The following is a 25,389-nucleotide window of genomic DNA, read 5'->3' on the forward strand; positions in this document are numbered from 1 at the left end:
GGTGAACCGTACCGCTGCGGTGTCGATCAGGCTGGACGGCGTACGCAAGCAGTACGACGACGGCACGGTCGCGGTGCGGGAGCTGAGTCTGGAGCTGCCCGCCGGTGAGCTGACCGTGCTGGTCGGGCCGTCGGGGTGCGGCAAGTCCACCATCCTGCGGATGGTCAACCGGCTCATCGAGCCGTCGGCCGGGCGGATGTGGCTGGGCGAGGACGAGATCACCGCGGTGGACCCGATCGCGCTGCGGCGGCGGATCGGATACGTCATCCAGAACGTGGGCCTGTTCCCGCACCAGACCGTACGCGACAACGTCGGCACCGTGCCGAAGCTGCTCGGCTGGCCCAAGGCGCAGGTCGCCGAACGTACGGCGGAGCTGCTGGAGCTGGTCGGCCTGGACCCGGCCCGCTACGCGAACCGCTACCCGCACGAGCTGTCGGGCGGGCAGCGCCAGCGCGTCGGGGTGGCCCGCGCGCTGGCCGCCGACCCGGTGGTGCTGCTGATGGACGAGCCCTTCTCGGCCGTCGACCCGATCGTGCGCGGGCGGCTGCAGGACGAGTTCCTGCGGCTGCAGCAGACCGTCCGCAAGACCATCGTGTTCGTGACGCACGACGTGGACGAGGCCGTACGCCTCGGCGACCGGATCGCGGTGCTGTCCGAGGGCGGCCGGCTGGAGCAGTTCGCACCCCCGGCGGAGCTGCTGGCCAAGCCCGCGAACACGTTCGTCGCCGAGTTCGTCGGCGCGGACCGCGGCATCAAGCTGCTGGCCGTGACCCCGATCCCGCGCGAAGGCCTGCGCCCCTTGCCGGACGGTGCCCGACAAGCACCGTCGGTGCCGGTGGACGGCACCTTGCGCGACGCGCTCGCCGCGCTCCTGGAGGGCGACACCGGCTGGGTCGTGGTCCGCGACGGGCTCGACCCCCTCGGCATCCTCACCCCCGAGGACGTCTACGCGGTCCTGCGCCGCTGAGCGCCACGCCGTCGCTGCCCACGATGCGCGCAGCGGCGCTCGCGGTCACGCACGGCTTGTCCGGCCACCGGCCGGGTTCCCTTCCGGCAGCCGTCGGCCTCGCGCCGGCCGGGTCCGGCCTCCGGCCAGGTTCGGTGTGGGCGTTCGCCTCACCAAGGTCATTGGACTTGCCTGGCACCTGTGGGAAAGCGGGCTCAAGATACGCACAGGTGCCGGGCAAGTCGAACGATCGTGGCGGGCCGAGCGATCATGGCCGGGCCGGTGGGCCGAACCAGGTGGTGAGGGCGGTGGTCAGGCCGGTCGGGTCGTCCGGGGTGGGGCCGACCCAGGCGACGTAGCCGTCGGCGCGGACCAGCAGTGCCGGGGGAGTGCCGGGGCCGCGCGGCGCCGCCCGGACCAGGTCGACGCGGTCGCGCCACGGGGCCAGCGCGGCGGTCAGGGCCGCGCCGCTGGTGAGATCGAGCAGGAGCGGTCGTGCGCCACGTTGCAGCGACGCGAGCCGGACACGCCGGCCGTCGTGCGTCAGGCGCAGGTCAGGGGCCATCCGGCCGAGCAGGGGATGGCCATCACCCATCGGGTACGGCAGATCCAGGCCCGCGACGGCCTCGGCGACCTGGCGGAGGAACCCGGGGTCGCGCAGGCGTGCCGCGTACCGCTCCCGCCGGGCGGTCACCTCGTCGCCGGGGGCCATCAGCTCGGCCGACTCCCGGGTGCGGTCCAGGGCCCGCCGGGCCTGCGGCACGCGCTCGGCGGCGTAGCTGTCCAGCAGCGCGTCCGGGGCCTGGCCACGCACCACCAGGGCCAGCTTCCAGGCCAGGTTGACCACGTCCTGCAAGCCGAGGTTCAGGTTGGACCCGCCGAATCCGGCGAAGACGTGCGCGGCGTCGCCCGCCACGAACACCCGGCCCGCGCGGTACGGGTCGGCCAGCCGGTTGTTGCGGTCGGTGAGCCTGCGCAGGATCCACGGCCGGCCGTCGGCGGGCGGATCGGCCACCGGGACGTCCGTGCCGACCACCCGGGACAGGCTCGCCCGCGCCTCGCCGACCGACATGGGGGCCTGCTCGCCGGGCGCTTCGGCGTCCCACTCATGGGTGCTCAGCACGTGCACCCCGGGAATGAACGAGGCGAACGAGAACGCCCCGTACGCCGTGCGGTGCAGCTGATACGGCCGGTACACCGTGCCGTCGGCGGCGCGCAGCGCTCCGGCGGGCGTGAGCGCGGCCCGGGGCAGCACCACGTGCGCCATCCGGATCACGACCTCGCGGCTGGTCTCGCCGGGGAAGCCGATCCCGGCGGCCTTGCGCACGGCGCTGTGCGACCCGTCGCAGCCCACGAGGTACGCCGCCCGCAGCCGGTAGCTACCCTCCGGGCCGTCGACCTCCACGGTGACGCCGCCGCCGTCCTGGGCCAGCCCGGTGAACGTGTGTCCACGCCGGACCTGCGCGCCCAGCGCGAGGGCGTGCCGTTCGAACACCTCCTCCATCCGCCGCTGCGGCACCGCGAGCACGTGCAGCGGGTTGGCGTCGCGCAGGCGGCGCAGATCGAGCCGGAACCCGGCGTGCGAGAAGACGCGCACGGGGCGGGGCCGGTCGCCGTACGCCCCGGTGAACCAGCGCTGGACCAACGCCTTCGGCCCGCTGCTGTGGCGGGCCAGGGCACGGTAGAGGCCCCGCCGGTAGAGCACGGTCACCACCTGGCCGACCAGCCCGTTGGCCCGCGGCACCGGGTCGGGCTCGGTACGCCGCTCCAGCACCACCACGCGTACGCCGCCCAGCCGCAGCTCGGCGGCGAGCAGCAGCCCCGTCGGGCCGCCCCCGGAGATCACCACGTCGACGTCCACCGCCCGCCTCCTCTCGTTCGTTGTGTCAACCGTAGTTGACACAACGCGAGAGCGTCAACCTGGGTTGACACCGTTTCTGGATCTAGATGATTTGTGGTCGCCAGGGCGACCACAAATCATCTAGATCCACTGGAGATCGGCTCGCCGTCACGAGTCGAGGCGTCGCCGGGCGGGGGCGTGGGCGGGGTGGGCGGGGGCGCGGGCGGGTGAGTAGGGGGCGGTTGGCGGTCGAGTTGGCGCCATGTGCCGGGTGAGAGCACCGGCAGCAGTGTCGCGCCGAGATAGCACGCGCCGAAGACCAGCAGGGCCGGGGTCAGTCCGACGTGCTCCACCGCCCACCCGCCGAGCAGGCCGCCCAGCGGGATGCCCGCGAATCCGATCGCGTTGGACAGGCTGAGCACCCGGGCCTGCAGGTGCTCCGGCACCCGCTCGAACATGGTCGCGGCCAGGATCGGGTTGACCGCGGCCATCGCCAGCCCGGAGGCGAACGCCGCGACCAGCACCAGCGTCAGCTCGTCGGACAGCGCCATCACGGCCAGCCGGGGCGAGCCGCCGATCATGAACCCGACGGTGAACACGGCGTAGCGGGGCGCGCGCGGCGCGAGTGCGGTGAAGACCAGGTTGCCCAGCACCGCGCCGAGCCCGAACGCGCCGCTCACCCAGCCCAGCGCCGCCGGCGAGCCGAGCACCTCGTCGATCCAGACGGGCACGAACACCGCCCCGTTGGCCTGGTCGGCGAGGTTCGTCACGAACAGCATGGCCAGGATGCCCAGCATCAGCCGGTCGCCGCGCAGGTACGCCACACCGCCGCGCAGCGCGGTCAGGTACGGCTCCGCCGGCGCGGCGGCGGCGTCCGCGGCGCGGGCGGGCACCAGCGCGGCCACCAGCACCGCGCACGCGACGAACGAGACGCCGTCGAGCAGCACCGTGCGCGGCGCACCCAGCGCGGCGATCAGCACCCCGCCCAGGGCCGCGCCGAGCAGCCCGGCCAGCCGGTTCGCGCCGTCGTAGACGGTGGTGGCGCGGGTCGTGTCCACCCCGGACGCGGTGATCGTCGAGGGCAGCAGCACTCGCTTGGCGCAGTCGCCGAGCCCGCGCAGCGCCCCGGCGAGCACGAGCAGCACCAGCAGCATCCCGAACCCGCCGCGCTGCCCGAACGCCACCGCCGCCATCACGGCGGCGCTGCCCAGGTCGGCGACGACGGACACCCGGCGCGGCCCGATCCGGTCGACCAGGGGCGCGCCGAGCGGTCCGATCAGGACGTACGGCAGCAGCTCGGCCGCGGCGGCCAGGCCCATCCGGGATGGGCTGCCGGTGGTCTCCAGCACCAGCCAGGGGATCGCCAGGAACGTCAGCACGCTGCCGACCCTCGACACGGTGCCCGCGATCAGCAGGCCGACCAGGCCCTTCACGAGCCCGCCTCGGACGGAGCCGCCTCGGACGGAGCCGCCTCAGGGAAGGGCAGCACCTGGAACTGCACGTGGACCCGGGCGGTGCCCTCGGGCGCGGGGGAGTCGAGGTCGAAGCGCCGGTATCGCTCGAACACCGCGAACAGGTCGGCCTGCAGCTCCTTCGTCTCCTCGGGGGTGAGCTGCCCGGTCCAGTCGCTGATCGTGCCGACGCGCTGCCACTGCGGCGGGCGGGTGGCGTACTCGTCGAGGGCGCGGTCGACGCGGGCGGCGTACTGGGCGGCCACGGCGCGCAGGTAGGCCTCGAAGTCCCCGAACGACTCGGGTTCGACGTGGTCCACGGTGGTGCCCCGGTGCGCGGCCCGCCACCAGCGTTCGCGGTTGTTGCCCCGGGCCGGCTCGTCGATCACGAAGCCGTAGAGCGCGAGCTGCCGCAGGTGATAACTCGTGGCCGCGCTGGACTGCCCGAGCTGCGCGGCGAGCAGCGTGGCGGTGGACGGCCCCCGTTCCCGTAGCAGCCCGAGCAGGCGTACGCGCAGCGGATGGGCGAGCCCGCGCAACGTGCGCGGATCAAGAGTGATGCGATCAGCGGCCATAACCGCCAACATATCTTTGCAAAGATTCCTTGGCAATCCATTCCGGCGGATCCGCGCCGGTGACCCTCGGGCCGTCGTGGCCCCAGCCGCGTTGGCGCGGTGAGAACGCCCAGCTCAACCCTGGTCAAATGATGGGAAGGGCACCTTCTACAACGCGGAGCGTTGTGAAGGTGCCCTTCCTCTCCTCAGTCGTGGGCGATGGCGGTGAGGACGTTGATGCGGGCGGCGCGGGTGGCGGGAAGGGCGGCGGCGAGGACGCCGAGGATCGCGCCGGCGGCGAGGTAGACGGCGATGGCGGGCCAGGGGATGGCGAGGGTGTTCAGGCCCTCGTCGGCCAGGCCCTGGACGACGGCCGCGCCGAGGCCGATGCCGACGGCGACACCGAGGAGCACACCGAACACGGTGATCACCACGGCCTCGACGGTGATCATGCGCATGGTGGCCGCGCGGCTGAGGCCGATGGCGCGCAGCAGGCCAAGTTCGCGGGTGCGTTCCAGGACCGACAGGGCCAGGGTGTTGATGACGCCGAGCACCGCGATGACGATGGCCAGGCCCAGCAGGATCTGGATCATGAGGAGCATCTGCGCGCCCTCGCCCAGTTCCCGGTCCAGGTACTGCTGCTCGTCCTCGACCAGCATCTCGGGGCTGTCGACGAGCAGCGCCTCCAGGCCCTGGCGGGCCGCGGCGGCGTCCGCGCCGTCGGTGAGCCGGACGTACGCGAACGACGGCTGCGGGAAGCGCATCCCCGGCACCAGGTCGGTGCCGAAGATGAATCCGCCGTAGAACGGCGCCCGCTGGTAGACGCCGGTGATCCGGTACGACATCGGCGAGCCCTTGGGCAGTTTGACGGTGACCGTGCTGCCGACGGTCAACCCGGCCTGGGCCGCGTTCTGGTCGTCGACGACCACCTCGCCCGGCCCCGGCTGGGCCAGCGAGCCCGCCACGGTGACCAGGGACAGGTCCCGGACGACGGCCGGCAGGTCGGTCACCGCGGACGCCCCGCTCGGCTCCTCGTTGATCAGTGCCTGGTCGTTGTACTCGGCGGTGACCGTGGCGATGCCGGGCACCGCCCGCATCCGGGGCAGCAGCGCCTCGTCGAACGTCGGCAGCATGCCGGGCGACTCCTGACCCGAGATGATCAGGTCGGCCTGGAAGCCCGTCTCGGCGTCACCGCGCAGGCTGCGGTCGGCCGAGGTGATCGTGGTGTTCACGCCCGTGATCAGGGCGACGCCGACCATCAGCGCGGCCGCGGTGATGGCGGTGCGGCGCGGGTTGCGCCCGGAGTTGAGCCGGCCGAGCCGCCCCGGCACCGACCAGGAGAACAGCCGGCCGAGCACGGACACCACCGGGCGGGCCAGCACCGGGCTCAGCAGCGACACCCCGATGAAGGTGGCGAGCACCCCGCCGAGCACCAGCCACATCACCGCGTCGCCGCTGGTGGCGAGTCCGAACGCGATCGCACCCGCGCCCAGCGCGCCGATCACGGCACCGCTGACGGTCAGCTTGGTCAGCGGGCGGTCCGGGGTGGCGACCTCCTGCAGGGCGGCGACCGGGGGCACCCGGGACGCGCGTACGGCGGGCAGCAGCGCGGCGATCACCGTCACGCCGATGCCGACCGCGAACGCGCTGATCACCGCGGCGATCGGCACGCCGATGGAGGCGAGCACGATGCTGCTGAAGTCGGCGGCGAGCTTGGCCAGCAGCGCGCCGACGCCGACGCCCGCGGCCAGGCCGAGCACCGAGGCGAGCAGCCCGATGGTCAGCGCCTCGACCATGACCGAGCCGATGACCTGGCGGCGGCTCGCGCCCAGCGCCCGGCTGAGCGCCAGTTCCTTCGTCCGCTGCGCCACGATGATCGAGAAGGTGTTGAGGATGAGGAAGGTGCCGACGAACAGCGCCACTCCGGCGAAGCCGAGCAAGATGTTGTTGAACAGGTCCAGAACCGTCTTGAAGCCGCCCGCGATGGCCGCCGCGGCCTCCTGGCCGGTCTGCACCACGTACTGCTCGCCGAGCCGCGACTTGATCGCGTCGCGCAGGGCCGCCGGGTCGGTGCCGGGTGCGGCGGTCACGCTCAGGCTGGTGTACGCGCCCGGCATGCCAAGCATCAGCTCCTGCGCCACCGGCTCGGTGAACCGGATCTCGTGCACCGGCCCGCGGCCGGGCAGCCCGCCCTCGTAGCCGAACACGCCGACCAGCGTGAACAGCTGCTTGGGCTTCGTGGTGAGCACACCGACCCGGTCACCGACCTTGAGCTTGCTCAGCTCGGCCAGCGTCACGTTGATCGCGATCTCGTCGGCGGCCGCCGGGCCGCGCCCCTCGCGCAGCTCCAGGCCGCCGGTCTCGCCGGTCCAGTTCGCGCCGAAGCGCGGCGGGCCGAACGAGGCGACGACCTTGCCGTCCGCGCCGATCACGCGGGCGCCGTCGGCCTGCACCTCGCCGACGACCTGCGCGACGCCCGGCACGGCGGCCACGGCGTCGCGGTCGGCGGCGGCGAGCATGCCGGGTACCGGCTCGCCTTCCAGCTCCGACACGTCGATGGCCGGGCGGGCGCTGACCAGCACGTCGGTCTCGGCCATTGCCGAGGAGAACATGTTGTCGAACGAGCGGCCCAGCGCGTCGGTCAGCACGAACGAGCCGGACACGAACATCACGCCCAGCAGCACCGCCAGGCCCGACAGGACCAGGCGCAGCTTGCGGGCGAGCAGGCTCTTCAGGGTGGCGCGCAGCATCAGAGTTCGGTCTCCGGCTGCGCGGTGCGGTCCAGGCTCTTCAGCGTGTCCAGCACACGCTCCGGGGTGGGCCCGGTGAGTTCGGCGACGATCTGGCCGTCGGCGAGGAAGACGACCCGGTCGGCGTACGAGGCGGCGACGGCGTCGTGGGTGACCATGACGATGGTCTGGCCGTACTCGGTGACGCTGCGGCGCAGGAAGCCCAGCACCTCCGCGCCCGAGCGGCTGTCCAGGTTGCCGGTCGGCTCGTCGGCGAAGACGACGTCGGGCCGGGAGACGAGCGCGCGGGCGCAGGCGACGCGCTGCTGCTGGCCGCCCGAGAGCTGGTTGGGGCGGTGGCCGAGCCGGTCGCCCAGGCCCACGGTGTCGACGACGGTCTTGAACCAGTCCTGGTCCGGCTTGCGCCCGGCGATGGCCAGCGGGAGCAGGATGTTCTCCTGCGCGGTCAGCGTCGGCAGCAGGTTGAACTGCTGGAAGATGAAGCCGATCTTCTCGCGGCGCAGCCGGGTCAGCCCGGCGTCGGACAGGCCGGTGACCTCGGTGTCGCCGACGAACACCTGCCCGCGGCTGACCGAGTCGAGCCCGGCCAGGCAGTGCATGAGGGTCGACTTGCCGGAGCCGGACGGCCCCATGATGGCGGTGAACCGGCCGCGTTCGAGCTCGACGTCCACCCCGCGCAGGGCCACCACCTGGGCCTCGCCGGAGCCGTACACCTTCCACACCTGGGACGCGCGGGCGGCGGCGGTCTCCACACGCTGGCGGATCAGGGGCGGGGCTGCTGTTGTCATGAGTTCTTCCCTCGGCCGGTCGACGAATGGACCGACCGGCCGCGTTGCCAAGGCGGGGCACGCGACCGGCCGGTGTACTCATCGTCAGCGGGGAAAGCGCCGCGGACGTCGGCCCGCGGGGTGAGCGTCCCCCCGCTTCCGCACGCGGGGAAGGCCCCACGCCCGGGTCAGGGGCGACCCTGACCCGGGCGGGCGGCTACTCGTACGAGATGGCGTCCAGCACGTTGAGCCGGGCCGCCATCCGGGCCGGGATGACCGCGGCGAGCACCCCGGCCACGACCGCGGCCAGGAGGTACTGCGCCAGCTCCAGCCACGGGATCGCGATGACCGTCGCGAACTCCAGTGTCATCAGCGCCTTGGTGAACGCGGCCCCGAGACCGACCCCGAGGGCCAACCCGAGGAACACCCCGAACACGGTGATCAGCACCGACTCGACGGTGATCATCCAGACCAGGCCGCCCCGGCTCAGCCCGACCGCGCGGACCAGCCCCAGCTCGCGGGTGCGCTCGACGATGCTGAGCACCAGCGTGTTCAGGATGCCCAGCAGCGCGATGACCAGCGCCACCAGCAGCAGGATCTGCACCGCGATCAGCAGGAAGTCGTAGCTGGCGGTGGCCTGGTCGACGTAGGACTGCCGGTCGCCGACCTGCACGCCCGGGTAGTCCTTCATGATCGTCTCGATCTTCTCGACGACCGGGGCCGCGTCGACGCCGTCGTTCAGCGACACGAAGCCCTGGAACGCCAGGGGCCCGGGGAAGTCCGCGACCGCGGGCTCGCCGACCAGGATGCCCTGGATGATCGGCGTGGCCTTGTACACCCCGACCACGGTGTAGTCGCGGGTCACCCCGCCGATCACCACCGGGGTCCGGTCGCCGGCCTTGAGCTTGAGCGTCTCGGCGATGTTGTCGTCGAGCACCAGCTCCTGCGCGGCCAGGGTGCGGATCTGGCCGTCGGTCGCGTCGAACGGGAACATCCGCGAGGCCTGGCCGACGTCGGTGGCGAAGATGCCGAACGCCTGCGGCTGCCCCGCCACGCTCACCCCGAGCGCGTCGAAGTGCCAGGCCGCGGCCTCCTTCACGCCGGGGATGGCGCGCACCTGCTCCAGCGCCTTCGGGTTGAAGCCCTGCCGGCCGTCCGGGGCGGCGGTCACGCTCGCCTGGATCATCACCTCCACGCCGATGTTCTCGCCCATGATGTCCTCCAGGCTGGTCTTGAAGGACTGGACGACGGTCGCGGTCATGCCGATCACGGTGACGCCGATGATGATCGCGGCGGCGGTGACGGCGGTGCGGCGCGGGTTGCGGGCCGCGTTGCGCACGCCGAGGTCACCGGCCGAGCCCCGGCCGACCAGCGCGCCCAGGCCGCGCACGATCGGGCGGGCCAGCAGCGGCGACAGCAGCAGCGCCCCGATGAACACCAGCACCGCGCCGGCCAGCAGGATCAGGAACGCGGTGCCGCCCAGATCGGCGAACGCGCCCAGCAGCACCAGCCCGACTCCCGGCAGCGCGAAGGCCGCGCCGACGATGGACAGGGCCTTGAGCGACTTGTCCGGGCGCACCACGTCGCGCATCGCCGCGACCGGCGGCACCGACGAGGCGCGTACCGCGGGCACGAACGCGGCCACCAGCGTGACCACCACACCCAGCAGGTACGCCAGGATCACCGTGAGCGGCGCGACGACCAGCCCGGCGCTGGGCAGCTCCACCTCGCTGGTGATCGCCGCCTCGCCCGCCGCGGCCAGCCCGATGCCGGCCGCCAGGCCCACGGTCGCGCCGACGAGGCTGACCACCAGCGCCTCCAGCAGCACCGACCCGGCGACCTGACTCCACCCGGCGCCCAGCGCCCGCAGCAGCGCCAGCTCACGGGTGCGCTGCGCGACGATGATGTTGAAGGTGTTGAAGATCAGGAAGATGCCGACGATGCCCGCGACCACCGCGAACCCGATCAGGATGTACTTGAACACGTCGAACAGCACGCCGACCTGCGCCGACTGCTCCTCGCTGCTCTCCTGGCCGGTGAGCGCCTTGAACCCGGCGGGCAGTTTCTCCTCGATCCGCCGCTTCAGCTCGGTGTCGCCGACACCCTCCTCGGCCGCGAACGACGCGCCGCCGAACCGGCCGGTCTCGCCGTAGAACGTGCGCTGCGCGAACGCCTGCTGGAACATGACCACGACCTCGCCGGCGAGGCTGTCGCGGCCGCCGGAGTAGCCGGCCACGCCCACCACGGTGAACGAGCGCGGCTCGTTGAGCACCGGCAGGTACACCTTCAGTTGCTCGCCGCGCTTGACCTTGGCCAGTTCGGCGGTGTGCGCGGTGATCGCGATCTCGCCCTCGGCGGTGGGCCAGCGGCCCTCGCGCAGCTCGATCAGGCCAAGCGGGTCGTCGTTGCCGTCCACGCCGAAGCCGAGCGCGGCGTCGGCGCTGACCGGCTCGCCGTCAGTGGTCCGGAACGGGGTCACGCCCTGCGCGCTCACGTCCGGCGAGACGGCGCTCACGCCGTCGACCTCGGACAGGGTCCGCAGCTGTGCCTCGGTCAGCCGGGCCGGGTCGACCGCCTGCGGGTCCTTCGGCTGCACCACCACCGACACGTTCTGGTTGATGGTGCTGAACAGCGCGGTGAACCGCGCGTTCAGGGTGTCCGACAGCACCAGGCTGCCGGCCAGGAACGCCACCGACAGCACGATGGCGAAGACGGCCAGGGACAGGCGCAGTTTGCGCTGCAGCAGGCCGCGGAGGCTGGCCTTGATCATTCTGTGGCCCCCGTGGCCACGACGTCGAGGCGCTTGATCCGGTCGAGCACGGCGTCTGCGGTCGGCTCGGTCAGCTCGTCGACGATCTGCCCGTCGGCCAGGAAGATGACCCGGTCGGCGTAGCTCGCGGCGTTCGCGTCGTGGGTGACCATGACGATGGTCTGACCGTGCTCGGTGACGCTGCGGCGCAGGAAGCTCAGGATCTCCGCGCCGGACCGGCTGTCGAGGTTGCCGGTCGGCTCGTCGGCGAAGATGACCTCCGGCTGCGCGACGAGCGCCCGCGCACAGGCGACCCGCTGCTGCTGGCCGCCAGAGAGCTGGTTGGGGCGGTGCCCGAGCCGGTCGCCCAGGCCGACGGTGTCGACGACGGTCTTGAACCACTGCGGGTCGGGCTTGCGTCCGGCGATGGCCAGTGGGAGCAGGATGTTCTCCTCGGCGGTCAGCGTCGGCAGCAGGTTGAACTGCTGGAAGATGAAGCCCACCTTCTCCCGGCGCAGCCGGGTCAGGCCCGCGTCGCCCAGCCCGTTCAGCGCGGTGTCGCCGATGGCGAGCTGCCCGCGGGTGGCCGAGTCCAGGCCCGCCATGCAGTGCATCAGGGTGGACTTGCCACTGCCGGACGGGCCCATGATGGCCGTGAACCGGCCGCGTTCGAGCTCCACGTTGACGCCGCGCAGGGCGATCACCTGCGCCTCGCCCGAGCCGTACACCTTCCAGAGGTCTGTCGCGCGGGCAGCGGCGCCGGCGCCCGCGACGGGCCTGTCGGTTACCGGAGAAGTCATGCCCCACAGGCTGTCAGCGCCTGCCCACCCCTCCCTCAGACCTGCGAACGGTATTCCGGGCGGCGGGCTCCTCCTCAGGTAGTAGAGCCGGGTCGTACCAGCCCGGTCTCGTACGCCAGCACCACCGCCTGCACCCGGTCCCGTAGCCCCAGTTTGGTCAGCATGTGCCCGACGTGCGTCTTGACCGTGGTCTCGCTCACCGTCAGCGCCCGCGCGATCTCGGCATTGGACAGTCCGCGGGCCACGTGCACCAGCACCTCGCGCTCGCGTTCGGTCAGCGTGCTCAGCGAGTGCGGCACGGTCGCGTCCGGGTCGGGCAGCAGCCCGGCGAAGCGGTCCAGCAGGCGGCGCAGGATGCGCGGCGCCACCACGGCCTCGCCCGCGGCGACCGTGCGGATCGCGGCGACCAGCTCGTCGGCGGGCACGTCCTTGGCCAGGAAGCCGCTGGCCCCGGCGCGCAGCGCGCCGACCACGTAGTCGTCCAGGTCGAACGTGGTCAGGATGAGCACGTGCACGGGCAGCTTCGCCGCGGTGATGTCGCGGGTCGCGGCCACCCCGTCGCGGCGCGGCATGCGCACGTCCATCAGCACCACGTCGGGCAGCAGCCGCCGGGCCAGGTCCACGGCCTCCGCGCCGTCGGCGGCCTCGCCGACGATGTCCAGATCGGGCTCGGCGCCCAGCACCATGCGAAACCCGCTGCGCAGCAGCGGCTGGTCGTCGGCGAGCAGCACCCGGATCGGCTTCACCGCGAAACCACCGTCACCCTGCGACCTCCGCTTCCGTCTCCGGGGCCGGCGCGCCCGCCGTCCCCGCCTGTTCCAGGGGGATCCGCGCGTGCACCCGGAACCCGCCGCCCGGACGGGGACCGGTGCGCAGGGTGCCGCCGTACACCGCGACGCGCTCGCGCATGCCGAGCAGGCCGTGGCCGGTGACCGCGCCGATGGTGATCCCGTCTGCGGAGAGGGTACGCGCGTACGGCCCCCGCCCGGTGTCGAACACCTCGATGCTCAGCAGCCTGCCGTCGACGGCCAGCCGCACCTCGGCGCGGGCCGGCCCGGCGTGCTTGAGCGCGTTGGTCAGCGCCTCCTGCGCGATCCGGTACACCGTCAGCGCCACGCCCGGGTCGACCTCGCCCAGCTCGCCGTCCACCCGCAGCGACGTGGACAGCCCCGCCTCGCACACCTGCTCCACCAGGGCCCGCAGCGCGGACAGGCCGGGCTGCGGACTGCGGTCGAAGTCGTCGTCGCGAGCGCTCTCCGAGCGCAGCACGAACAGCAGCCGGCGCAGCTCGCGCAGGGTGGTGCGGCTGGTCTGCTCGATGGTGGCCAGGGCCTCGTCGGCGGCGGCCGGGTCGCGGTGCAGCATGCGCCGCGCGCCGGTGGACATCACGCCGATGACGCTGACGTGGTGGGCGACCACGTCGTGCAGCTCCCGGGCGATCCGCCGGCGCTCCTCGGCGACGGCCTGCTCGGCGTGGGCCTGCCGGCTGCTCTCGGCGGCCAGGGCCCGTTCGGCCAGCGCCGTCGACGCCTCCCGGCGAGCCCGCACGGTGCGTCCGATCAAGAAGGTGATCACCATCACCACGAGATTGACGACCATGCCCGCCGACATGGAGATCATCTCCGCGCCGGTGGCGTCGACGATCACGTCGTTGCGGTACGCCCACACCCACATCAGGTCGTTGACCAGCCACAGCACGAGCGTGGCCAGCACGGCCCGCCACCACCGCTCGTACGCGGCCGCCGTGTACGCCAGCACCCACAGCGCGACGCCCTGCCCGCCCATCAGCGACTCCGGCCACAGCAGGCCGATCGCGGTGAACGCCGCCGTCGCGGCGACGCCGAGCCACAGGTGGGTGCGCCGCAGCACCACCGGCAGCAGCGTCACCGCGCACCACAGCCACGTGGCCGCGCCGGTCCGCATGCCCCAGCCCGGCTCGGCGTACGCCAGGCTGATCTGCACCACGAACAGCCCGGCGGCCAGGGCGGTGTCCGCGCGCGGCGGCGTCCACCAGGCGGGCTTCCACCAGCTCAGGCGCTGGGTCAGGGGGGTGAGGGGCACGCGGGCAGGCTACCCGGTCGGCTCACCCCTCGGGCTGGGCCGCGGTCAGCCGGGCCTGCCTGCTGTCCACCGTCTGCGCCGTCACCTGCTGCGGGAACGGCGGCAAGGCACCCCCGAACTCCGGGCAGCGCTGCTGGTGGCTGCACCAGGCGCACAGCTTGCTCGGCTTGGGCCGGAAGTCCTGCGCGGCCGTCGCGGTCTCGATCGCCTTCCAGAGCGCGAACAGCGTCTTCTCGAACCGGGTCAGCTCCTCGGCGTCCGGGGTGTAGTCGCACACCTCGGCGTCCTTGAGGTAGAGCAGCCGCAGCACCCGCGGCACCACGCCCCGGGTGCGCCACAGCACCAGCGCGTAGAACTTCAGCTGGAACAGCGCTCGCGCCTCGAACGCCTCGCGCGGCGCGCCGCCGGTCTTGTAGTCCACCACCCGGATCGCACCGTCGGGCGACACGTCGAGCCGGTCGATGTAGCCGCGGATCAGCAGCTGCTGCTCGCCCTGCGCGCCCAGCACCGCCTCGATCAGCTGCTCGCGCTCGGCCGGCTCCAGCCGCCGCGGGTCCTCCACGGCGAAGTAGCCGCCGAGCAGGTCGGTGGCCGAGGACAGGAACTCCTCGCGGCTCATCGCCTCCTCCGCGTCGAACAGCGTGGCCAGCTCGGGCTGCTCGGCGACCAGCCGCTCCCACTGGGGCGTGACCATCTCGTCGGCGACCGCACGGGTGCGCTCCGCGGCGGGGGAGTCGAACAGCTTCTCCAGCACCGCGTGCACCAGCGTGCCGCGCACCTGCTCCGGGGTCGGCTGCTCGGGGATGCGGTCGATGCTGCGGAAACGGTAGAGCAGGGGACAGGTCTTGAAGTCGGCCGCCCGCGACGGCGACAGCGAGGGGAGGGGGACACTTGCCTGCTCGGTCATGACCCACAGGTTAGGCGAGCGGTACGACGGGGCCCCGCACGCCGCCACGACATAGCATGGTCACGATGGAGACGACGTCGTGAGCGATTCGACACCAAAGTCCGCTTCGCAGGGCGAGCGGAAATCCGGCTTCCAGGTCGGCCGCATCCTCGGGTTTCCGCTGCGTCTGAGCGCCTCGTGGGTGGTCATGTCGCTGCTGATCACCTGGTGGTACGGCGACCGCCTCGGCGACACCCTCCACCTCGACGGCGCCGCGCGCTACCTGGCCGGGCTCGGCTTCGTCGCGTGCCTGCTGCTGTCGGTGTTGTTACACGAACTCGGCCACGCGCTCACCGCCCGCCACTACGGCATCGGCGTGAAGGGCATCACGCTGGACCTGCTCGGCGGCTACACCGAGTTCGACCACGACTCGCCGCGCCCCGGCGTCGAGCTGGCCACCGCGCTGGCCGGCCCCGGCGTGTCCGCGCTGCTCGGCGTCGGCTCGGTGATCGCCACGGTGCTGCTGCCCAACGGCACCATCGTCGACCAGATCGCCTTCCAGCTCGCCCTGTGCAACATCATCGTGGCGATCTACAACGCGCTGCCCGGCTGGCCGCTGGACGGCGGCCGGGCGCTGCGCGCCGTCGTCTGGGGCATCAAGGGCGACAAGGACGCGGGGCTGCTGTTCGCGGGCTGGTCGGGCCGGGTCGTCGCGGTGGCGACCGCGCTGATCTCGCTGTGGCTGTACTACACCGGCTGGTACCAGCTCGTCGGGGTGGTGTTCGGCCTGTTCGTCGCGTTCAGCATCTGGCAGGGCGCGGCCGGCGCGGTGATGACCGCGCGGGTGCGTTCGCGCTACCCGCTGGTCGACCCGGTGCGCCTGGCCCGGCCGCTGTTCACGGTGCCGACCGGCACCTCGCTGGCCGAGGCGACCCGGCGCGCGGCCGAGGCCGGGCAGACGGCCTCGGTGCTGGGCGTGGCCGACCCGGACGGGCGGCTCATCGCCCTGGTGGTGCCCGAGGCGGCCGCGGCCGTGCCGGAGCAGCGCCGGCCCTGGGTGACCGTGGAGACGCTGGCCCGCGGCATCGACGCGGTGGCCACCATCCCGTCGGCCGCCCGAGGCGCTGACGTGATCAAGCTCCTCCGGGGGGACCCGGCCACTCCTTACCTCGTGGTGGACGGGGAGAATGTCGTGGGCGTGCTCACCGTCATGGACGTGGTGCAGGTGCTCGACCCCGCGGCGCTCAAGGCCGCAAGCTGACTGAGACAGGAACCCGACCGATCATGACCGAACCGACGCCACGTGCGCCGCGCGGCGACTTCGTCGCCGGCGACCGGGTGCAGCTCACCGACCCGAAGAACCGGATGCACACCATCGTGCTGGAGCCCGGCAAGGCGTTCCACACCCACCGCGGCATCCTCGCCCACGACGACCTGATCGGCCTGCCCGACGGCAGCGTGGTGCACTCCTCCGGCAACACCGCCTACCTGGCGCTGCGCCCGCTGCTGGCCGACTACGTGCTGTCCATGCCGCGCGGCGCGCAGGTGATCTACCCCAAGGACGCGGCGCAGATCGTGGCCATGGGCGACATCTTCCCCGGGGCGAAGGTGCTGGAGGCGGGCGTCGGCTCGGGCGCGCTGAGCTGCTCGCTGCTGCGGGCCGTGGGGCCCGAGGGGCAGCTGTGGTCGTACGAGCTGCGTGACGACTTCGCGGCCGTGGCCCGCAAGAACGTGCAGAACTGGTTCGGCAGCACCTGGGCCGCCGACGGCAAGCCCGCCGACCCGGCGCAGCCGTCCTGGCACCTGCACGTCGGCGACGTCGCCGACAACACCGAGACCGGGTTCGACCGGATCATCCTGGACATGCTGACCCCGTGGGAGGCCCTCGACATGGTCGAGCGCGCCCTGCTGCCCGGTGGCGTGTTCATCGGCTACGTGGCCACCACGCCGCAGCTGTCCGAGCTGGTGGAGGCGCTGCGCGAGCGCGGCTTCACCGAGCCGCTGGCCTGGGAGTCGCTGGTGCGCGACTGGCACGCCGACGGCCTGGCCGTGCGCCCGGACCACCGCATGATCGCGCACACCGCGTTCCTGGTGCGCGCCCGCAAGCTGGCCCCGGGCGTCACCGCGCCGCCGCGCCGCCGCAAGCCGAGCAAGGGCCGCGAGGCGTACGACCTGCGCAAGAAGGCCGCCGCACCCGCCGAGACGCCCGACGCCGGAGCCGTCGCCGACGAGGTCTGGGAGTAGGAGAGACACCCGTGAACGTGCCCCCGGCCGTGTTCCCCGACTGGTCGCCGTATCCGGACCTGGACAGCGCCGCCCGGGCCTACCTGCGTGATCCGGAGGTCGCGCTGGACGCCCTGGAGGGCGTCCTGCGCGGCACCCAGGTGCTCGGGTTCACGCTGGAGCGTTTCGTCAACGAGTTCAACGGCGTGTGGCAGGAGGTCGTCGTCTGCGACGGCTCCCGCCTGCTGCTGTGGCACGGCGAGGACACCGCCCCCGGGGACGGCCCCGCGGGCTCGATGGTCTCGTCGCTGCGGGTGGTGCCGCTGTCGGTGATCACCGAGGTGGGCTGCCGCCGCCGGCTCAGCCGCACCGCCGGCAACCACCTGCGCGTCGACAGCGTCGACGTATACCTGCTGCTCAGCTCGCTGGACGAGTCCAGCAACGGCCACCCGCTGGACGATCCGCAGCACGTGGTGCGCCAGGACGCGCTGCGCTTCGGCAAGACCCTGGAGGACGGCGGCTCCGGGCAGATCGCGCGCCTGGAGGAGTTCGCCCAGCTGGTCGCCTCCCTGGCCGGCCGCCCCATGCTCTGACTGCAGGCCGCAAAGATCGCTGTTTCGGGTCAGGGTGTGCGGTCAGACCGCATGTTTCGACCTGAAACGGCGATCAAGGCCCCGGCGGGGCCCCGAGTGTCCGGATGGTGGGACGCGGGGAAGGTCAGCGCAGCGCGGCGCGTTCTTCCTCGGACAGGGGTTCTCCGTCGTGGGTGCGCTGGATGTGGATGCACTCACCCGGGCACTCCTGGGCGGCATCGATGACCTCCAGGCGCAGGTGCGCCGGGATCTCGACGGTCGCACCCGGGGCCATCAGCAGTTCCCCGTCGTCGCCCTTGACGTACGCGAGGCCGTCGACGTCGAACTCGAACACCTCGGGGGCGTACTGCACGCACAGGCCGTCGCCCGTGCAGAGGTCCTGATCCACTCGCACCCTCAGCTCACTCACGTGTCCGACCCTAGCGCCCCGCTCCACACGGAGCCGGGGGAGGTCGGCCGACAGGGCAGATTCTCGATCCAGTTCCGGGTACGGGGGTGTCGGGAGGGTTCAACTGAGGCGATCAGCCGCTAGTGTTAGGAGCACCCTAAACGTCGGCCCGAACGAGGTGGGACCGACGGGAGGACACCCCCGGGGAGGTGGGACGTGGCAAAGAGCGACGACGCGGATGCGCGCGCCGCGCGGTGGGAGAAGGAAGCCAACGATCTCTCCACTCAGGTCGCGTTCCTGCAAGAGGAGCTCGCCCTGTTGCGGCGCAAGTTGAGCGAGAGCCCGCGGCACGTGAGGCAGCTGGAGGAGCGGCTCGCCGCTACCCAGGCGCAGCTGTCGCGGCTCACGGAGAACAACGAGCGGTTGGTGGCCACGCTCAAGGAGGCGCGCGCCCAGATCGTGACGCTCAAGGAGGAGATCGACCGGCTGGCGCAACCGCCCAGCGGGTACGGCGTCTTCCTCGCGCGGCACGAGGACGGCACGGTGGACGTCTTCACGGGCGGGCGCAAGCTGAGGGTGGCAGTGTCGCCGTCGCTTGACGTCGACGCGCTGCAGCGGGGGCAGGAGGTGCTGCTCAACGACGCCCTCAACATCGTCGACGCGCTCGGTTTCGAGCGGGCCGGCGAGGTGGTCACCCTCAAGGAGATCCTCGACGGCGGCGACCGCGCACTGGTGGTCTCGCACGCCGACGAGGAGCGGATCGTTTTCCTCGCGGAGGGGCTGATCGGCGGACTGCTCCGGTCCGGCGACTCCCTCATGATCGAGCCCCGGTCCGCGTACGCCTACGAGCGCATTCCCAAGAGCGAGGTCGAGGACCTCGTCCTGGAGGAGGTGCCCGACGTCGACTACCACGACATCGGCGGCCTGGTGTCCCAGATCGAGCAGATCCGCGACGCGGTGGAGCTGCCGTTCCTGCACGCGGACCTGTTCCGCGAGCACCAGCTGCGCCCGCCGAAGGGCGTGCTGCTCTACGGTCCTCCCGGCTGCGGCAAGACGCTGATCGCCAAGGCGGTCGCGAACTCGCTGGCCAAGAAGATCGCCGAGCGGCGCGGCGAGGAGAAGAAGACCAGCTACTTCCTCAACATCAAGGGTCCGGAGCTGCTCAACAAGTACGTCGGCGAGACCGAGCGGCACATCCGGCTGATCTTCCAGCGGGCCCGGGAGAAGGCCTCGGAAGGCACCCCGGTGATCGTGTTCTTCGACGAGATGGACTCGATCTTCCGTACCCGCGGCTCCGGTGTCTCCTCCGACGTGGAGAACACCATCGTTCCCCAGCTGCTCAGCGAGATCGACGGTGTCGAGGGCCTGGAGAACGTCATCATCATCGGCGCCTCGAACCGCGAGGACATGATCGACCCGGCGATCCTGCGCCCGGGCCGGCTCGACGTCAAAATCAAGATCGAGCGTCCGGACGCCGAAGCGGCCAAGGACATCTTCAGCAAGTACATCCTGACCGGCCTGCCGCTGTCCCCGGACGACCTGGCCGAGCACGGTGGCAACGCCGACGCGTGCGTGCACGCGATGATCAATTCGGTGGTGCTGCGGATGTACTCGGAGACCGAGGAGAACCGCTTCCTGGAGGTCACCTACGCCAACGGTGACAAGGAGGTCCTGTACTTCAAGGACTTCAACTCCGGCGCGATGATCCAGAACATCGTGGACCGCGGCAAGAAGATGGCGATCAAGGAGTTCCTGTCCTCCGGCAAGAAGGGCCTGCGCCTGCAGCACCTGCTGGACGCCTGCCTGGACGAGTTCCGCGAGAACGAGGACCTGCCGAACACCACCAACCCCGACGACTGGGCACGAATCTCCGGCAAGAAGGGCGAGCGGATCGTTTACATCCGCACCCTGGTCTCCGGAGGCAAGGGCACCGAGTCGGGCCGGTCCATCGAGACCGCCAGCAACACCGGTCAGTACCTGTAACAGGCACTACGAGACGGCGCCCGTCCCCACCAGGGGGCGGGCGCCGTCTCCGTCAGCGGACGCGGACGCCGACGGCGGCCTGCTCGGCCGCCTCCGCCGAGTCGTAGCCCACGATGTACGTCGGGCGGCCCTTGACCTCCACGAACACCCGGCCCAGGTACTCGCCCAGCAGGCCCAGGCACAGCAGCTGCACCCCGCCCAGGAACAGGATCGCCGTGAACAGCGACGTCCAGCCGCTGACGGTCGCGCCGACCACGAACCGCGCCAGGCTGTAGCAGCCGAGCACGAAGCACAGCAGGAAACTCGCCAGCCCCGACCAGGTCGCCAGGCGCAGCGGCGCGGCCGAGAAGTCCGTCACGCTGTCGACCGCCAGCCGGACCATCTTGCTCAGCGGATACTTCGTGCTGCCCGCCGCCCGCACCTCCCGCCGGTAGGCCACCTCGCCGCTCGGGAAACCCAGCCACGGCACCAGCAGCCGGTACACCGGCTGGCGCTCCGGCATCGCCCGCAGCGCCTCCACCGCGGCCCGGCTCAGCAGGCGGAAGTCGCCCGCGTTGTGCGGCACCTTCTTGCCGACCAGCCGGCGCATCAACCGGTAGTAGACCTGCGCCGTGTGCCGCTTGAAGGGCGTGTCCGCGGTCCGGTCGTCGCGCACGCCGTACACGATGTCCAGCGACTCGGCCCGCGCCAGCGCCAGCATCTCCAGGATCTTCTCCGGCGGGTCCTGCAGGTCCGCGTCGATGCTCGCCACGTACTCACCCCTGGCCCGGTGCAGCCCCGCCGTCAGCGCCGCCTGGTGGCCGCTGTTGCGCCGCAGCCGGACCACCCGCAGCTGCGCCCACTCCCGGCAGGCCAGCAGCAGCATCGGCGCGGTCGCGTCCGCGCTGCCGTCGTCGACCGCCACCACCTCGTAGTCGAGCCCCGCGCCGTCCAGCAGCGGCCGCAGCCGCCCGATGAGCAGGGGCAGCACCTCCTGCTCGTTGTACATGGGGATCACGACGGACAGTGCGGGCATGGTCATCTCGCGGGATCCTTCATCGAGCAGTGCCAGGTCCAGAACGGGGATGGTATCCCCGTCCGCCGATCCACGCCTTTCACGGCACCGGCATGGGGGCGTACGAAAGGCGCTGAACCTCCCAGGCTGGCCCGAACACGGATGCTCTCCTCGTCTCACCGGCCACGGTGTGAGAGGCTTCGTTGCATGAGCGTGCGGCGGATCATGGGTACCGAGGTCGAGTACGGGATCTCCGTGCCGGGACAGCCCGGGGCCAACCCGATGGTGACCTCCTCCCAGGTCGTGAACGCCTACGGGGCCCGCCCCGAGCTGGCCCGCGGCGGACGTGCCCGCTGGGACTACGAGGAGGAGTCCCCGCTGCGCGACGCGCGGGGCTTCAGCTACACCGGCGCGGCGTACGACCCGGCGGAGGCGCTCGCCGACGAGGACCTCGGCCTGGCCAACGTCATCCTGACCAACGGGGCCCGGCTCTACGTCGATCACGCCCACCCGGAGTACTCCACCCCCGAGGTGACCAACCCGCTGGACGTGGTGCGCTGGGACAAGGCCGGCGAGCAGGTGATGGCCGAGGGCGCGCGCCGCGCCGCGACGATCCCGGGCAGCCACCCGATCCACCTCTACAAGAACAACACCGACAACAAGGGCGCCTCGTACGGCGCGCACGAGAACTACCTCATGCGCCGGCAGACCCCGTTCGCGGACATCGTCACGTACCTCACCCCGTTCTTCGTGACGCGGCAGATCTTCTGCGGCGCCGGACGGGTCGGCATCGGCCAGGACGGCAGCCAGGCCGGCTTCCAGATCACCCAGCGCGCCGACTTCTTCGAGGTCGAGGTCGGCCTGGAGACCACGCTCAAGCGGCCCATCATCAACACCCGCGACGAGCCGCACGCCGACGCGGACAAGTACCGCCGCCTGCACGTGATCATCGGTGACGCGAACCTGTCCGAGATCTCGACCTACCTCAAGGTCGGCACCACCGCGCTGATCCTCACCATGATCGAGGAGAAGGCGCTCACCGCCGACCTCGGCATCGCCGACCCCGTCGCCGAGCTGCGCGCGGTCAGCCACGACCCGACCCTCAAGCACACCATGCGCCTGCGCGACGGCCGCCGGCTCACCGCGCTCGACCTGCAGTGGGCGTTCTACGAGCGGGCACACGCCTTCGTCGAGTCGCGCACCGGCGCCGACACCGACGAGCAGACCCGCGACGTGCTCGACCGCTGGGAGAGCGTGCTGACCCGGCTCGGCGACGACCCGATGCAGCTCGCCGACGAGCTGGACTGGGTGGCCAAGCTGCGCCTGCTGGAGGGCTACCGCGAGCGGGAGAACCTGGGCTGGGCGTCGTCCAAGCTCCAGCTCGTCGACCTGCAGTACAGCGACGTGCGCCCGGAGAAGGGCCTCTACCACCGCCTGGTCGCCCGCGGCGCGATGAAGACGCTGCTCGACCCGGAGTCGACCCGCGCCGCGATGACCGACCCGCCGGACGACACGCGGGCGTACTTCCGCGGCCGGTGCCTGGGCAAGTACGCGTCCGAAGTGGTCGCCGCGAGCTGGGACTCGGTCATCTTCGACGTGGGCCGGGAGGCCCTGGTCAGGGTGCCGATGATGGAGCCCGAGCGCGGCACGAAGAAACACGTCGGCGCGCTCTTCGACCGTTGCCCCAGCGCAAAGGATCTTCTGGAAGTGATCACCGCGGGGTGATCGCTTTCGTCGGTCCCGCGCGCTACGTTTAAGGCCCACAGGCGACGTCAGGGAGGCGCAGATGGCCACGCAGGACGGTGGACAGTCACAGTCGGGCCGCTCGAAGGGCGAGCAGGAGGCCGAGTCGGTCGCGCCCGAGGTGAACCCCGAGGTTGCCGAGCGCGTCGAGAAGATCGGCGAGGACGTCGACGACATCCTCGACGAGATCGACGCCGTCCTCGAGGAGAACGCCGAGGAGTTCATTAGGGGTTACGTACAGAAAGGGGGGGAGTGATCCCGGTATGTCCGATTTTTCCCCGGACAACTGGAAGAACTGCCCCCAGTGCGATCGGCGCTTGCCCTTAACTGACTTCTACAACAACAAGAGCCGCAAGGACGGGCGGAGCTTCTACTGCCGTTCCTGCACGCGGAGTCGGCTGGAGGCAGACCGTCGCAAGCGAGGGGTGGCACCGGCGAAGAGGGCTGCCGTGGCCATCCCTGACGGCATGAAATGGTGCCCCCAATGCGACGAAGTCAAGCCCAAAGGTGACTTCGCCCGAGCCAAAGCCAAAGCGAGTGGCGTTCATGCCTACTGCTTGCCGTGCCACAACAAGCGCAGCGCCGAGGCGAAGCAAAGGCTCTACGGCGGAAACCGTGAGTACCACCTGCGGCGTCGTTACGGGTTGACGCAGGAGGACTTCGAGGCGCTGCTCGCGTGGCAGGGCGGTGTGTGCGCCATCTGCGGCGCACCGGACCCCGAGCACGTTGACCATGACCATGAATTCGGTAACGTACGTGGCATCCTGTGTTTCAACTGCAACGGCGGTCTTGGACAGTTCAAAGACAACGAGCAGTCACTTGCCAGGGCGATCGAGTATCTGAAGGAGACAGCGTGTCAGCGGGTCTTGGTTCACCCGGGCGTCTACCAGCTAGTTTCACCACGCCGGGAACGTCGTCTTTCACGGACTTCCTGACGCAGGTCGCGCCGGAGCTGCTGCCCGGCCGCCGCCCCCTGCCCGCCGGCATGAACGCCGACCTGGCCCCGCACGCCACGACCATCGTCGCGATCAGCACCGACGAGGGTGTGGTGATGGCCGGTGACCGCCGCGCGACCATGGGCAACCTCATCGCGAGCCGCGACATCGAGAAGGTGCACCCCGCCGATCCGTACTCGCTCATCGGCATCGCGGGCACGGCCGGCGTCGGCATCGAGCTGATGCGGCTGTTCCAGGTGGAGCTGCAGCACTACGAGAAGATCGAGGGCGCGATGCTCTCGCTCGACGGCAAGGCCAACCGGCTGGCCACGATGATCCGGCAGAACCTCGGCGCGGCCATGCAGGGCCTGGCCGTGATTCCGCTGTTCGCCGGGTTCGACCTCGACGCGAAGACGCCCGGCAAGGTGGGGCGCATCTTCAGCTTCGACATCGCCGGCGGCCTGTACGAGGAGCACGGCGGCTACGACGCGATCGGCTCGGGTTCGCTGTTCGCGAAGTCGTCGCTGAAGAAGCGCTACAAGCGCGGCCTCAGCATCGCCGAGGCTGCGCAGCTGGCGGTGGAGGCCCTCTACGACGCGGCCGACGACGACACCGCCACCGGTGGCCCGGACGTCATCCGCAAGATCTTCCCTGTGGTGATGACCGCGACCGCCGAGGGCACGCAGCGCCTGACCGACGAGGAGACCGCGGCCCTGGCCGAGCTCGTCATCGCGGCCCGGGCGCAGCAGCCGGGCGCCTGATCCCATCCGCTCTCCCGAAACGCCATAAGGAGAAGACACGCCGTGGCCATGCAGTTCTACGCCTCGCCCGAGCAGATCATGCGGGACCGCTCGGAGTACGCCCGCAAGGGCATCGCCCGCGGTCGCAGCGTGGTCGTGCTGACGTACGCCGGTGGTGTGCTGTTCGTGGCGGAGAACCTCTCCACCACGCTGCACAAGGTGAGCGAGATCTACGACAAGATCGGGTTCGCGGCCGTGGGCCGCTACAACGAGTTCGAGAACCTCCGCAACGCCGGTGTGCGCATGGCCGACCTGCGGGGTTACTCCTATGACCGCCGGGACGTCACCGGGCGAGCGCTGGCCAGCGCGTACGCGCAGACCCTGGGCTCGATCTTCAGCGAGCAGGGCAAGCCGTACGAGGTGGAGATCTGCGTCGCCGAGGTGGGGTCCGCGCCGGAGCACGACGAGCTGTACCGGCTGACCTATGACGGTTCGGTGCAGGACGAGCCGGGCTTCATGGCGATGGGCGGGCAGGCCGAGGCGATCGGCAACATCCTGCGTGCCGAGCACAGCGAGTCGCACACGCTGGGCGAGGCGTTGAAGCTGGCGGTCAAGGCTCTGAGCAGCGTCGGGGGCGAGGGCGGCGCGGCGCGTACGCTGGCTCCCGAGCAGCTGGAGGTCGCGGTGCTGGAGCGGGCCCGGCCGGGCCGCAAGTTCCGGCGCGTGATCGGCGCCGCGCTGGCCGCACTGGTGAACCCGGCGAAGGCGGAGCCTGCCAAGGCCGCGACGCCCAAGGCCGACGCCCCGAAGCCGGCCCCCGAAACCGACACACCCGCAGCGGAGTAGTCCGCCGCGCGGAACGCGAGAAGATCGCCGTTTCCGGACCGGATCTGTGGTTCAGCCACACATCCGGTCCGGAAACGGCGATCTTTCGTTGCGGTTGGCGGTTGGCGGTTGGCGGTCGGCGGTCGGCGCGCCGGCTGCAG

At 71.5% G+C, this 25,389-nt stretch carries 22 protein-coding genes; 10 read left to right on the forward strand and 12 right to left on the reverse strand.

The annotated features are described in order from the left end of the window. Window position 1: 1 nt before the first annotated feature. Complete coding sequence (locus AB0B35_RS26450; RefSeq protein ID WP_361049877.1) at window positions 2-967, forward strand: ATP-binding cassette domain-containing protein; 966 nt, start codon at window positions 2-4, stop codon at window positions 965-967. A 247-nt stretch (window positions 968-1,214) separates the two neighbouring features. Here the strand turns inward: AB0B35_RS26450 and AB0B35_RS26455 are convergent, their stop codons facing one another. From AB0B35_RS26455 to AB0B35_RS26500, 10 genes are all read right to left on the reverse strand, one after another. After that, on the reverse strand, window positions 1,215-2,807 hold the full coding sequence (locus tag AB0B35_RS26455) for an FAD-dependent monooxygenase (RefSeq protein WP_361049880.1): 1,593 nt from the start codon (window positions 2,805-2,807) through the stop codon (window positions 1,215-1,217). 116 nt (window positions 2,808-2,923) lie between these two features. Beyond that, the gene (locus AB0B35_RS26460; RefSeq protein ID WP_361049882.1) at window positions 2,924-4,219 is read right to left on the reverse strand and encodes an MFS transporter; all 1,296 of its coding nucleotides are present in this window, start codon (window positions 4,217-4,219) and stop codon (window positions 2,924-2,926) included. Further along, complete coding sequence (locus AB0B35_RS26465; protein WP_361049884.1) at window positions 4,216-4,812, reverse strand: helix-turn-helix domain-containing protein; 597 nt, start codon at window positions 4,810-4,812, stop codon at window positions 4,216-4,218. The genes AB0B35_RS26460 and AB0B35_RS26465 overlap by 4 nt, the downstream gene beginning before the upstream one ends. 185 nt (window positions 4,813-4,997) lie before the next feature. After that, window positions 4,998-7,541, reverse strand: coding sequence for an FtsX-like permease family protein (locus AB0B35_RS26470; protein WP_361049886.1), 2,544 nt, complete (start codon window positions 7,539-7,541; stop codon window positions 4,998-5,000). Then, window positions 7,541-8,329, reverse strand: a complete 789-nt coding sequence (locus AB0B35_RS26475; RefSeq protein WP_361049889.1) for an ABC transporter ATP-binding protein — start codon at window positions 8,327-8,329, stop codon at window positions 7,541-7,543. The genes AB0B35_RS26470 and AB0B35_RS26475 overlap by 1 nt, the downstream gene beginning before the upstream one ends. 196 nt (window positions 8,330-8,525) lie before the next feature. After that, window positions 8,526-11,078, reverse strand: coding sequence for an FtsX-like permease family protein (locus tag AB0B35_RS26480; protein WP_361049890.1), 2,553 nt, complete (start codon window positions 11,076-11,078; stop codon window positions 8,526-8,528). Next, window positions 11,075-11,857 (reverse strand): ABC transporter ATP-binding protein, encoded by a 783-nt coding sequence (locus AB0B35_RS26485; protein ID WP_361049892.1) that lies wholly within the window; start codon window positions 11,855-11,857, stop codon window positions 11,075-11,077. Before AB0B35_RS26485 ends, AB0B35_RS26480 begins: the two co-directional genes overlap by 4 nt. 74 nt (window positions 11,858-11,931) lie before the next feature. Further along, window positions 11,932-12,603, reverse strand: a complete 672-nt coding sequence (locus tag AB0B35_RS26490; RefSeq protein ID WP_275412091.1) for a response regulator transcription factor — start codon at window positions 12,601-12,603, stop codon at window positions 11,932-11,934. A gap of 13 nt (window positions 12,604-12,616) precedes the next feature. Further along, the gene (locus tag AB0B35_RS26495) at window positions 12,617-13,918 is read right to left on the reverse strand and encodes a sensor histidine kinase (protein ID WP_361049894.1); all 1,302 of its coding nucleotides are present in this window, start codon (window positions 13,916-13,918) and stop codon (window positions 12,617-12,619) included. Between the two features lie 22 nt (window positions 13,919-13,940). Continuing rightward, complete coding sequence (locus AB0B35_RS26500; protein WP_361049896.1) at window positions 13,941-14,825, reverse strand: PD-(D/E)XK nuclease family protein; 885 nt, start codon at window positions 14,823-14,825, stop codon at window positions 13,941-13,943. Window positions 14,826-14,904: 79 nt separating this feature from the next. Between AB0B35_RS26500 and AB0B35_RS26505 the strand changes: the two genes are divergently transcribed. Genes AB0B35_RS26505 through AB0B35_RS26515 form a run of 3 tightly spaced genes read left to right on the forward strand, consistent with a single transcriptional unit; the run spans window position 14,905 to window position 17,620 of the window. Further along, window positions 14,905-16,065: a M50 family metallopeptidase gene (locus AB0B35_RS26505; protein WP_361049898.1), complete on the forward strand. Its 1,161-nt coding sequence runs from the start codon at window positions 14,905-14,907 to the stop codon at window positions 16,063-16,065. A gap of 23 nt (window positions 16,066-16,088) precedes the next feature. Then, window positions 16,089-17,048: a tRNA (adenine-N1)-methyltransferase gene (locus tag AB0B35_RS26510; RefSeq protein ID WP_361049900.1), complete on the forward strand. Its 960-nt coding sequence runs from the start codon at window positions 16,089-16,091 to the stop codon at window positions 17,046-17,048. 17 nt (window positions 17,049-17,065) lie between these two features. Next, window positions 17,066-17,620, forward strand: a complete 555-nt coding sequence (locus AB0B35_RS26515; protein WP_360540938.1) for a hypothetical protein — start codon at window positions 17,066-17,068, stop codon at window positions 17,618-17,620. 124 nt (window positions 17,621-17,744) lie between these two features. Here AB0B35_RS26515 and AB0B35_RS26520 read toward each other — a convergent pair whose 3' ends face one another. Then, window positions 17,745-18,029 (reverse strand): ferredoxin, encoded by a 285-nt coding sequence (locus AB0B35_RS26520; protein ID WP_361049902.1) that lies wholly within the window; start codon window positions 18,027-18,029, stop codon window positions 17,745-17,747. Window positions 18,030-18,224: 195 nt separating this feature from the next. On the opposite strand from AB0B35_RS26520, the gene arc reads away from it, so the two are divergent. Then, complete coding sequence (gene arc / locus AB0B35_RS26525) at window positions 18,225-19,991, forward strand: proteasome ATPase (protein ID WP_360540894.1); 1,767 nt, start codon at window positions 18,225-18,227, stop codon at window positions 19,989-19,991. 52 nt (window positions 19,992-20,043) lie between these two features. Here the strand turns inward: arc and AB0B35_RS26530 are convergent, their stop codons facing one another. Further along, the gene (locus AB0B35_RS26530) at window positions 20,044-21,012 is read right to left on the reverse strand and encodes a glycosyltransferase family 2 protein (RefSeq protein ID WP_361049904.1); all 969 of its coding nucleotides are present in this window, start codon (window positions 21,010-21,012) and stop codon (window positions 20,044-20,046) included. 180 nt (window positions 21,013-21,192) lie between these two features. On the opposite strand from AB0B35_RS26530, the gene dop reads away from it, so the two are divergent. From dop to prcA, 5 genes are all read left to right on the forward strand, one after another. Continuing rightward, entirely contained in the window at window positions 21,193-22,710 is a 1,518-nt protein-coding gene (dop, locus tag AB0B35_RS26535) for a depupylase/deamidase Dop (protein ID WP_361049906.1), read from the forward strand. Window positions 22,711-22,771: 61 nt separating this feature from the next. Next, window positions 22,772-22,984, forward strand: coding sequence for a ubiquitin-like protein Pup (locus AB0B35_RS26540; RefSeq protein WP_120315588.1), 213 nt, complete (start codon window positions 22,772-22,774; stop codon window positions 22,982-22,984). Window positions 22,985-22,991: 7 nt separating this feature from the next. After that, window positions 22,992-23,663, forward strand: a complete 672-nt coding sequence (locus AB0B35_RS26545; RefSeq protein ID WP_361049909.1) for an endonuclease VII domain-containing protein — start codon at window positions 22,992-22,994, stop codon at window positions 23,661-23,663. Next, entirely contained in the window at window positions 23,582-24,424 is an 843-nt protein-coding gene (gene prcB, locus AB0B35_RS26550) for a proteasome subunit beta (protein WP_360540886.1), read from the forward strand. The genes AB0B35_RS26545 and prcB overlap by 82 nt, the downstream gene beginning before the upstream one ends. Before the next feature lie 42 nt (window positions 24,425-24,466). Further along, window positions 24,467-25,249 (forward strand): proteasome subunit alpha, encoded by a 783-nt coding sequence (gene prcA / locus AB0B35_RS26555; RefSeq protein WP_360540884.1) that lies wholly within the window; start codon window positions 24,467-24,469, stop codon window positions 25,247-25,249. Window positions 25,250-25,389: the final 140 nt, after the last annotated feature.

It is taken from the genome of Catellatospora sp. NPDC049133, from assembly GCF_040648455.1.
Classification (GTDB): domain Bacteria; phylum Actinomycetota; class Actinomycetes; order Mycobacteriales; family Micromonosporaceae; genus Catellatospora; species Catellatospora aurea.

Bases quoted from the DNA above. Each gene is read 5' to 3' on its own strand.
- AB0B35_RS26485 (WP_361049892.1), bottom strand. From the start codon at position 11,857: ATGACTTCTCCGGTAACCGACAGGCCCGTCGCGGGCGCCGGCGCCGCT.
- AB0B35_RS26545 (WP_361049909.1), top strand. From the start codon at position 22,992: ATGTCCGATTTTTCCCCGGACAACTGGAAGAACTGCCCCCAGTGCGAT.
- AB0B35_RS26475 (WP_361049889.1), bottom strand. From the start codon at position 8,329: ATGACAACAGCAGCCCCGCCCCTGATCCGCCAGCGTGTGGAGACCGCC.
- AB0B35_RS26470 (WP_361049886.1), bottom strand. From the start codon at position 7,541: ATGCTGCGCGCCACCCTGAAGAGCCTGCTCGCCCGCAAGCTGCGCCTG.
- dop (WP_361049906.1), top strand. From the start codon at position 21,193: ATGAGCGTGCGGCGGATCATGGGTACCGAGGTCGAGTACGGGATCTCC.
- AB0B35_RS26530 (WP_361049904.1), bottom strand. From the start codon at position 21,012: ATGACCATGCCCGCACTGTCCGTCGTGATCCCCATGTACAACGAGCAG.
- AB0B35_RS26510 (WP_361049900.1), top strand. From the start codon at position 16,089: ATGACCGAACCGACGCCACGTGCGCCGCGCGGCGACTTCGTCGCCGGC.
- AB0B35_RS26540 (WP_120315588.1), top strand. From the start codon at position 22,772: ATGGCCACGCAGGACGGTGGACAGTCACAGTCGGGCCGCTCGAAGGGC.
- AB0B35_RS26465 (WP_361049884.1), bottom strand. From the start codon at position 4,812: ATGGCCGCTGATCGCATCACTCTTGATCCGCGCACGTTGCGCGGGCTC.
- AB0B35_RS26500 (WP_361049896.1), bottom strand. From the start codon at position 14,825: ATGACCGAGCAGGCAAGTGTCCCCCTCCCCTCGCTGTCGCCGTCGCGG.
- AB0B35_RS26480 (WP_361049890.1), bottom strand. From the start codon at position 11,078: ATGATCAAGGCCAGCCTCCGCGGCCTGCTGCAGCGCAAACTGCGCCTG.